The sequence below is a fragment of the Moraxella equi genome, assembly GCF_002027555.1.
GTDB lineage: Bacteria > Pseudomonadota > Gammaproteobacteria > Pseudomonadales > Moraxellaceae > Moraxella > Moraxella equi.
The window spans coordinates 1-9,911 of the sequence record NZ_MXAP01000146.1; the positions used below are offsets into that span (position 1 = coordinate 1).

At 46.4% G+C, this 9,911-nt stretch carries 7 protein-coding genes and 1 pseudogene; 4 read left to right on the plus strand and 4 right to left on the minus strand.

Annotated features, from left to right (window positions below):
* From B5J93_RS12080 to argJ, 3 genes and pseudogenes are all read right to left on the minus strand, one after another.
* Positions 1-1,090, minus strand: a pseudogene (locus B5J93_RS12080) (malate:quinone oxidoreductase); the annotation flags it as partial.
* 319 nt (positions 1,091-1,409) lie between these two features.
* Positions 1,410-1,601, minus strand: a complete 192-nt coding sequence (locus tag B5J93_RS12085) for an NF038104 family lipoprotein (protein WP_079326602.1) — start codon at positions 1,599-1,601, stop codon at positions 1,410-1,412.
* 74 nt (positions 1,602-1,675) lie between these two features.
* The gene (gene argJ / locus B5J93_RS12090) at positions 1,676-2,890 is read right to left on the minus strand and encodes a bifunctional glutamate N-acetyltransferase/amino-acid acetyltransferase ArgJ (protein ID WP_079326603.1); all 1,215 of its coding nucleotides are present in this window, start codon (positions 2,888-2,890) and stop codon (positions 1,676-1,678) included.
* Between the two features lie 433 nt (positions 2,891-3,323).
* Here argJ and B5J93_RS12095 point away from each other — a divergent pair, with 433 nt between their 5' ends.
* The 4 genes from B5J93_RS12095 (at position 3,324) to B5J93_RS12110 (ending at position 9,172) form a co-directional block, all read left to right on the plus strand.
* Positions 3,324-3,689, plus strand: a complete 366-nt coding sequence (locus B5J93_RS12095; RefSeq protein WP_079326604.1) for a hypothetical protein — start codon at positions 3,324-3,326, stop codon at positions 3,687-3,689.
* Positions 3,690-3,939: 250 nt separating this feature from the next.
* On the plus strand, positions 3,940-6,246 hold the full coding sequence (locus tag B5J93_RS12100; RefSeq protein WP_079326605.1) for a site-specific recombinase: 2,307 nt from the start codon (positions 3,940-3,942) through the stop codon (positions 6,244-6,246).
* Positions 6,247-6,251: 5 nt separating this feature from the next.
* Entirely contained in the window at positions 6,252-8,156 is a 1,905-nt protein-coding gene (locus tag B5J93_RS12105) for an AAA family ATPase (RefSeq protein WP_079326606.1), read from the plus strand.
* Positions 8,153-9,172 (plus strand): type I glyceraldehyde-3-phosphate dehydrogenase, encoded by a 1,020-nt coding sequence (locus B5J93_RS12110; RefSeq protein ID WP_079326607.1) that lies wholly within the window; start codon positions 8,153-8,155, stop codon positions 9,170-9,172. The genes B5J93_RS12105 and B5J93_RS12110 overlap by 4 nt, the downstream gene beginning before the upstream one ends.
* Positions 9,173-9,321: 149 nt before the next feature.
* On the opposite strand, the gene tpx is transcribed toward B5J93_RS12110, so the two are convergent.
* Positions 9,322-9,825: a thiol peroxidase gene (gene tpx, locus B5J93_RS12115; RefSeq protein WP_079326608.1), complete on the minus strand. Its 504-nt coding sequence runs from the start codon at positions 9,823-9,825 to the stop codon at positions 9,322-9,324.
* Between the last annotated feature and the right edge of the window lie 86 nt (positions 9,826-9,911).

The window sequence follows — 9,911 nt, forward strand, 5'->3', positions numbered from 1 at the left end:
AAGTTCGGTTGGTATATTTGAATACGTAGCAAAAGGTCCAAACAGCACGTATTTTTTGCCGTCAATATAACAAGTATCGATGTGTGGCACGCTCATGGGCGGTGCTCCAAGTTCGGCAGGCACGTCCATAGACTTTGGCGGTGTGAGCATTGACCACATCAGGGTTATCGGTCATCAAAAACAGACCACCCACAGGGAACCCTACATAATATTTACTCTCAGGCAGTCCTGTCATTTGTAGCATTTTTATCGCCGCACCACCTGCCCCGATAAAGACACGGCAAGTCTTGGTGTGTGAGACACTATTATCGGCAAGGTTTTTGACACTCACCGTCCATGTGCCGTCATCGTTACGGCTAATGCCTGTCACTTCGGTACTAACTTTTAGGTTAAAATTGCTATTTTTGCCGAGATGATTGATGAGCTGTGTGGTGATTGCCCCATAGTTTACATCTGTACCGATGTCCATGCGGGTGGCGGCGATTGGCTGGCTGTCATCTCGCCCTTTGGTAACGAGCGGTGCCCATTGCCCTATCTCTGCCTTGTCTTCGCTATAAATCATGTCGCTAAACAAAGGGGATTTTATCATGGCTTCGTGGCGACGTTTTAAAAAGTCCACGTTGTCGCCCCACACAAAAGCAATGTGTGGCACAGGATTAATGAACGTTTTGGGGTCGCCCAATGCTCCGTTTTTGACTTGGTGCGTCCAAAACTGCTTGGAAATCTCAAACTGTACGGCAGTTTTTTCGGCACGCTCAATCGAGATACTGCCGTCTTCAGCTTCGGCGGTATAGTTCATCTCCATAAAGCCTGAATGCCCCGTGCCTGCGTTATGAAAGCCGTTTGAGCTTTCTTGGGCGACCTTGTCAAGGCGTTCGTACATTTGAATTTTCCACGTCGGTTCAAGCTCCGACAGATACGTACCAAGCGTTGCCGACATGATGCCACCGCCCACCAGCACCATGTCCACCACAGGTTCATCGCCTGCCAATTTGACCGGTTTGGTCACCACAGGACGGAACAAGAACAGTAGCACCGCCACCAAAACCACAATTAACAAAACCCCGACAATCATCAAGATTTTTTTCATTTTATTTGTTTTTGTCATAAAACACCTAAATTTACAATGCGTTTGCAAACAAAAACGGACTTAATTTAAAATTGCTTAATCATATATTGTTTAATATTTTATTTAGTTTTATAAATTATTAAACAATATATGATTAAAAAATCTCAACCTAAGTCCGTTTCAAAACCGGCTATTATAAAGAAAAAATCTCAAAAGGGTTGGTTTTGTAATATTATCCGCTCTGATAATTACAAAAACACAACATTAGAACGGTTTTTGTCCCAATGTTGTGTTTATAATTTTGCTAAATTGTAACTATTTTTTAATATTCATTTAATATTCAATCGTCGCCTTTACTGTCTTTTTTGTCGCCGTCAGGAATGACCGCTCCGACCACTTTTGCTGTACCCTTAACCACGCCTTTGGTGGTCTTGTAGGCGACTTTGACAGGAACGGTAACGACTTTATGTACACAGCCTTGCAAGATTAGGGCGGATAAGGTTAAAGTTAAGATGATGGATAATTTTTTCATGGACTTGCCTTTTATTAGGTAAATTTTATGTTTAAGAAAAAGCAAGGCAAATGCGATGATTTGCCTTGTGTGAATTATGAACGATAATCGGCATTGATACTCACATATTCATGCGACAAATCACAAGTGTAAACCGTATCGGTACAATCGCCCTGCCCCAAATCAATACTGACGGTGATCTCAGGGCGACTCATGACCGATTGCCCCTGCTCTTCGGTATAACCGTCCGCCAGTCCGCCACGCTGACAAATGGCAATCTCATCGAGCGATACGCTCACACGGCTTTGGTCAAATGGCACACCCGCATAGCCCACCGCCGCCAAAATCCGCCCCCAGTTCGGGTCGGACGCAAAAAATGCCGTCTTGACAAGGGGCGAATGAGCCACCGCATAGGCAACCTTGGCACAGTCGTCCGCACTCTTACCGCCTACTACCTTGACCGTGATGAATTTGGTCGCCCCTTCGCCGTCTCGCACGATGAGCTGGGCGATTTTTAGCATTACCTTTCTGATGGCTTCATAAATGGCTTGATAATGGGCATGATTTTCACTGTCTATCAAATCGCCCACCTTGCCTGTGGCGATGAGCGTACAGCAGTCGTTGGTGGACGTATCGCCGTCAATGGTAATGCGGTTAAAGGATTGATTGGTCAAATCCACCAAGATTTTTTGGAGTAGCTTTGGGCTGATACAAGCATCTGTCGCCACAAAGCCAAGCATGGTCGCCATGTTTGGGCGTATCATCCCCGCCCCTTTGCTGATGCCTGTTACCGTGTAAGTCGTGCCGTCTATCGTGGTCTGTACGCTATGCCCTTTGGGAGTGGTGTCGGTCGTCATGATACTGTGGGCAGCGTTTAGCCAGTTATCGGCAGTCAAATCCGACAATGTCTTATCCAGTCCTGCAATAATCCGCTCGCTCGGCAAAGTCTCGCCTATCACGCCTGTGGAGTACGGTAGCACTTCGCACGCATTCACGCCTGCTTTTTCCGCCAACGCCTGACAAGTCGCCAACGCCCTGTCCAAGCCGTCCTGCCCTGTGCCTGCATTGGCGTTGCCTGTATTGATGAGTAGATAGCGTGGCGTGTGCGTTTGGATATGTTTACGCACAATTTGCACAGGGGCTGCCACAAAGTGGTTTTGCGTGGTAACGACCGCCACGCTCGCCCCGTCATCTATCTTGAACACCGTCAAATCACGGCGGTTTGCATAGCGAACGCCCGCTTCACAAATGCCGATTTTTACACCATCAATGGGCAACAATGGCACAAGACTAACATCACCGACTGGCATGGGTTTTTCCTTATTTGGTTTAAAATAACAATTTGATTTAAAATAAAACCATTGTACCAAAAATTTGTGTATTTTTGTAAAAATTTATGGGATAAAATCATGCGGATGTTTTTGTTTTATTACGCCTAATAAATCAAATGTTCTCCACAGGCTTTGCAGGGCTGTTTTTGCACGCCCATAAAAATTGATACCGCCAAAGGACGTGCTCAGCTCGTCCCTACACCCACATATTACTAGCCTTGTATTGATTTGGGGGTTTATGACTGCATTTTAAAAATAGATTATGTTAAATAAATATAAAGACAAAACATTACCATTGTGATAATAATAAGAAAACAAGTTTTGTTAAAATGGCTAAGCATAGTTATGTTAATAACTTGTCATAATTGCCACGTTGTTACGAGACACTTTTATTTTATTATCAGGAATACTTATGAACATCACCACCCTACGCTCTGTCGGTGCCATCGCCCTAGTTACCATGGGCTTGACCGCTTGCCAAAGCACGCCGACTAGCCCTGTCATCGCTCGGGCGGATAACACCTTTGAGACCACGGGACTGGGCAAGACCAAAGCCACCGCCCAAAACAACGCCCTAGCGTCCGCCAAAGCCCAATGCGGTTACAAAACCCCTGTCGTCATCAATGACACCACCACCTACAATGGCGTGATGGACGAACGCATGGGGCGAGTCATGGAACAAGGGGCAAAAGTGGTCGGCACGATACTCGGCACAGGCTCGCCTGAGCTAAGCCGTGATGATGACTATGAATATTTTATTAAATTTCAATGTCAATAATTTTCATCTTTTTTATAAAAACATTGGGGCAAATATTTATCCCAATGTTTTTATTTTTCAAATCGATGATTTGGGCGCTTACACCCATCATTAATAACACGTTTATAAAACATAAAACATGATGAAATTAAGGACGTGCCTACCTTTTGTATTTACAATGAAAAATAAGAAAATCACTTATCGCTTTTAACTATCCCCAAAAACTGTGCTAAAATAGTCGGTTTATCTAAATACACATTAAGGACAACCATTGCTAGATCACAGCTCTGACTTACGCCATATTTTACAATACATCAGCCTACTCCAAGAGTTGCCCGAGCCTTCGTCTTTGAAACGTTTCATTGATGCACTAAGAGTGACGGGCGATGACGAAGAAGCGGTCAATGCCAAAATCCGTGAACTCATTGATATTTTAAAAGACAATCCTGAATACGGTGCAGGACTGGCAGCGTTTATCCTGCGTCTAACAGACAACTATCAGCGTATCACGCTCTATGCAGATACGGGCATCATCTCTGATGACAGCTTTTCACACAGCATTAACCGCTTGATAGGACATCGTTTTTTGCCCTTGCTGCCCAAAGAAGACTCCGTGGTGGAGCTTGCTCACTATCTGTTTGACGGGGCGACCGATGAGAAATGGCTGTCACTCATCACGCCTGAGCATTGGGATGAGCTGGTGGAGCTTATCAAGGTTGATGAGCAGAACCTAGAGCTGGTCGCCAGTGCCAAAAACAGCATCCTAAACGCTTTGGTCATCTTATCCTATCGCATCAGTGGCATTGGGCTACACACTGAGATGATGGATACCTACCCACAGGTTTTAAACTACACCGCCGCCTTTGTCGCCCAAAACCAAGAGACCGTCCTGTTTGTCAATCAGTATCGCCAGTCCCATAACTTGGACGCCATGACCGACACCATGCCTGATGTGGACATTGACCCTGCTCCTTTGCTTGTCATGCTAGAGCAGTGCCAAGACATTGTTGATAACATTCGAAAACGGGTGTACAAAACGGGCATTTCCATTCGTATGACTAATATGCTTGTGCGACTTGAGCAAAGCATTCACCGCATGCATATCTTGCTTGAACTCGTCTCTGACAAAAACAAAAACCGCGACAAAGCCATCGTGGAGCTAACCCAAGAGATTGTCCGCACCGCCAAAACCCGATACAGCTTTGGCTATCTCATCAAAAATAACACCCGCCTGCTGTCTCGTAAAATAACCGAAAACTCAGGTCAAGTGGGCGAGCATTACATCAGTACCGACAAGCTTGGCTACAAAAAAATGTACAAAAAGGCAGCCATTGGTGGTTTTCTCATCGCTTTTATGGCAACCTTAAAAATCCTAGGCTCATCGCTCGTGCTTGCCCCTATTGGCAAAGCGTTCATGAACAGCATGATTTATGGGCTTGGCTTTGTCGGCATTCACATCGTAGGGGGGACAGTCGCCACCAAACAGCCCGCCATGACCGCCGCCGCCATCGCCTCCACCATCTCAGAAGGATCTAGTAACAAAAAACAGCTAACCAAACTTGCTGAGTTGGTCGTGGACATCATGCGAACGCAGTTTATCGCCATCATGGGTAACATCTCCATCGCCATGCCCATCGCCCTACTCATCGCCTTTGGCTGGGTGCAGTTCTATGGTGAGCCGATGATTAGCACCGAAAAGGCCGCCTACCTGCTCCACGAGCTTGACCCCTTGCGTTCACTCTCCTTGCCACACGCTGCCATCGCTGGGGTGTTTTTGTTCCTATCAGGACTTATCTCGGGGTATTATGATAACCTTGCCGCCTTTAATAAAATCGGCGAACGAGTCAAACGTCATCGCCTGCTTGCTCGTCTCATGCCCCAAAGCTGGCAAAACCGTCTTGGCAGTTTTGTAGAAGCTAATCTTGGGGCAATTATGGGGAACTTTATCTTTGGCTGTTTTTTGGGCAGTACCGCCACCATCGGCTACATGCTCGGACTGCCACTTGACATTCGCCACATCGCCTTTGCCTCCGCCAACCTTGTGCATGGGCTGTTTTTCTTATCCCCTGATGATTTGACATGGCAACTTGCCCTGTATGCCTTTGTTGGGGTATTGCTCATCGGCATGGTGAACCTGATTGTTAGTTTTTCACTGTCGCTCATGATTGCCCTACGTTCCAAAGAAGTGCATTTTAGCCAGTGGAAAGATTTGGGCGAGCTGATGTTCAAGCACCTAATCACACGCCCACGAGACTTTTTCATTCCTAGAAATGAAAGCGTTAAATACGCACGTATTGACAGCGAAGGTCGGATTATTTATGATGACAATGTCAAAGAGACCGCCATTCCTAGCGGTTCGGTCGTCCGTCGTCTGGGCAATAAAAAAACCGACCCCCTAAAAGACATCCAAAATGCGGTCAATGTCGCCAAAACCGACCTAAGCCAAGGCATGCTCAATAAAGTTAAGCAAGATGATAAGCCTATCGAAGCAGGCGAGACGGGGCTTGACATGAATAGCGAGACCAATGCCAAAAACCCACTACCCAAACCCGACAAACCGCCACAGCTACCAAAGTAAATACCATGAAACAAAGTATTGCACTTGATATTTTAAAAACAGGACAAAACGTCTTTTTGACAGGGCAGGCAGGAGCAGGCAAAACTTATGTCCTAAACCAGTACATTCACTATCTGCGAGTGCGTGGCATCTCAGCTGCTATTACCGCCAGTACAGGCATTGCCGCCACGCACATGAACGGCATGACGATACACGCATGGTCTGGCATGGGCATCAAGGACAGCTTTACCGATGAAGATTTTAAACGTCTAAGATATCGCCAAGCCGTGACCGACCGCCTAAGAGACGCTAAGGTACTCATCATCGATGAGATTTCCATGCTCCATGCCAAACAAGTGGACTTGTTGGACGAGATTTTACGTACCATTCGTGAAAATGACGCCCCTTTTGGTGGGGTGCAGGTGATTTTCTCGGGCGATTTTTTTCAGTTACCCCCTGTTGGCAACAAAGGTGAGAGCAACAAAGAAAAGTTTGCCTTTATGGCAAAGGCATGGAAAAATGCCAATTTTCAAATCTGCTACCTATCAGAACAGCACCGTCAAGCAGGGCATGATGAGCGTGAACGGTTTGGCATGAGCCTAAACGACATCTTAAACCAAATCCGCCATCAGGACGTGGATGCTCTCGCCCAAGACATCTTGCTTGGCACTCGCCATAACGACATCAGCGATAATTGTACACGTATGTACACTCATAATGGCAACGTGGACAGCATCAACCAAGAACAGCTTGCTCTGCTAGATGGCGATGCCCACACCTTTGACTGCACCACCTATGGCGATAAAGCCTTGATAGAAATGCTCGCCAAAAACGTCAAAGCCGCCCCATCTTTAACCCTAAAAGTCGGGGCTCGGGTCATGTTTGTCAAAAACAACCAAAACCTTAGTGTCTCTAATGGCACGATGGGCGAAGTGGTTGATTTTGTCGCCCTACCACAGGCAAACATTGATGGTAGTAACGAGTCCGCCAACACCATTAAATACCCCATGGTACGACTCAATAGTGGTCGCATGGTCTATGCCGAGCCTGATGAATGGACGATAGAAGACAACCAAGGCGAAATATTAGCCAGTTACAGCCAAATCCCCCTTGCCTTAGCATGGGCAATCACCATTCACAAAAGCCAAGGCATGACCCTAGATGCTGCCGAGATTGATTTATCTCGCACCTTTGAGATGGGGCAAGGCTATGTCGCTCTCTCTCGCCTGCGGTCGCTGGACGGCTTAAAACTCCTTGGCATGAACAAAAACAGCCTACTGTTAGATGAATGGGTGTTTCACGTCAATAATCGTCTATTAGAGATTGCCGACGAACAAGCCGAAAAGTTCTACGCCTTAGATGATGACACTCTAAGCGAGATTCACAAACAGTTCATCATCGCCTGTGATGGCATTACTGATGATGCCATTATCGCTCGCCAAGAAAAACTTTTGCAAAAAGGCAAAGATGAGCAAGCCCGCAAACAGCACATCAACGCCAACCACACCCAAGGCAAATCACCTGCCCAAGTCGGCAAAACCCTAGATGAGACCCTAGCACTCATCAAAGAAGGTCTTAGTCTTGATGAGATAGCACAGAAACGTGAGCTTGCCAAATCCACCATCATCAGCCACATCACTCATCTCATCGAACGTGATGGCAAAGACGACTACCTGCGTTTTGCCCCCAGTGATGATGAGCTACACGCCATCAAAGCCATCCATGATAAGCTCGACGCCCAAGGCGAATTTGAAGGCGGTATCAAACTCAAACCCATCGTAGAGATGAGTGGTAAAGGCAATGGCTATTACAACATCGCAAGGCTGGCGTTGGCATTTTTGGACATCTCCAAAGCCGATAAAGCCGACACAACAGACACGGCAGATGACAGCAAAACAGCCAACAGTAACACCAACCAGGATAAGCCATGACCCTTCGCCTTGCCATCAACGGTTTTGGACGCATTGGGCGAATGCTACTGCGTGCGTATCTGTCCAACATCACAAGATTTGACCGCCTTGACATCATCGCCATCAATGACATCGCAGACGCTCACACGCTCCTGCATTTATTAAAATTTGACAGCACGCACGGCAGACTGGGTGTGGACGCACATCTACAAGATGAGTATTTGATTTTACAAAAAAACGGGCAAACCCTATGCCAGATTTTACTACTTAACCAAAAAAACCCCACTAACATCGCATGGGGCGAGCTTGACATTGACGTGGTGTTAGAATGCACAGGGCGTTTTCGCTCCTATGATGATGCAAGCCTGCACCGCTTATCAGGGGCAAAACAAGTCATCATCGGCTCTGCCCCCTTTGATACGGTGGATGCCAGCGTGGTCATGGGGGTTAATGATGAGATACTGCATACCAATTTACCGATTATCTCAGGCGTGTCCTGCACTACCCAAGCCCTAGTCCCCCTACTGCACACCTTGCAAATCTATGGCATAGACAGCGTGATGATGACCGAGATTCATGCCGTAACCGCCGACCAGACGGTGCTAGACCAAGCCCACCGAGACCTAAGGCGAGCAAGAGCGTCAGGGCAAAACATCATTCCCACCACGTCAAGCAGCATTAATGCCAGTGTGCGAGTGTTACCATTTTTACAAGGCAAATTAAGCGGGCATTCTATCCGAGTGCCAACGGTCAATGTCGCCTGCATTGACATCACGGTCATCTTTGAAAAAGCCCCTACCCTTGACGACATCAGAGAACTCTTAAAACACACAAGCCAAAACCGTCTGCGTGGGATTATGGATTATACCGATGAACCGCTTGTTTCATCTGACTTTATCGGCGATACCCATTCGCTCATCATAGACGGCTCTCAGCTTATGCAAGCGGGTTGCCAATTTAAAATCCTAGCATGGTATGATAACGAAGTCGGCTATGCCAATCGCTTGCTTGATATGTGTGTGGCATTGGCAAGGTAAAACATCGGTGATACCCCCTACCGCATAAATATAAGGCATGCCAATTCTTTGTGGCAATTATCGTAAATAAATTAATTAATTAGGATTATGTTAAATAATTTTAAATATTAAAAAAATAGCCCACATTCGGGCTATTTTATCAAATGAAGTCAAGCAAGGGATGCCAACGCCTTATCATAATCAGGCTCTTGTTTAATCTCTGGCACAAGCTCGCTGTGCAATACTTTGTTATCAGTATCTAGCACAATGACCGCACGAGCGGTTAGCCCTGCCAATGCTCCTGATGTCATGGCAACGCCAAGGTTTTTGGCGACATCAGCATTTCTAAAAGCGGACAAAGTTTTGACATTGTCAAGCCCTTCTGCCCCACAAAAACGGGCTTGGGCAAAGGGTAAATCTGCCGAAATGCACAGTACCACGGTATTATCAAGCTCGCCTACCTTTTGGTTAAACACTCGTACGGACGTGGCACAAATGCCCGTGTCAATGCTTGGGAAAATGTTTAAAATCTTACGTTTGCCTGCAAAATCGGACAATTTAACATCCGCCAAATCATTACCCACTAAGACAAAATCAGCGACCGTCTCGCCCACTTTGGCAAACTCGCCTGCCACATCAACGGCATTGCCACCTAAGGTAATTTGACTGCTCATAAGCACTCCTATTTATTGATAAAGGGACAACCTATATTACTGTGCTTTGGGATAAATTGCAATCTGTTCCTAAGAACCTGTTCACA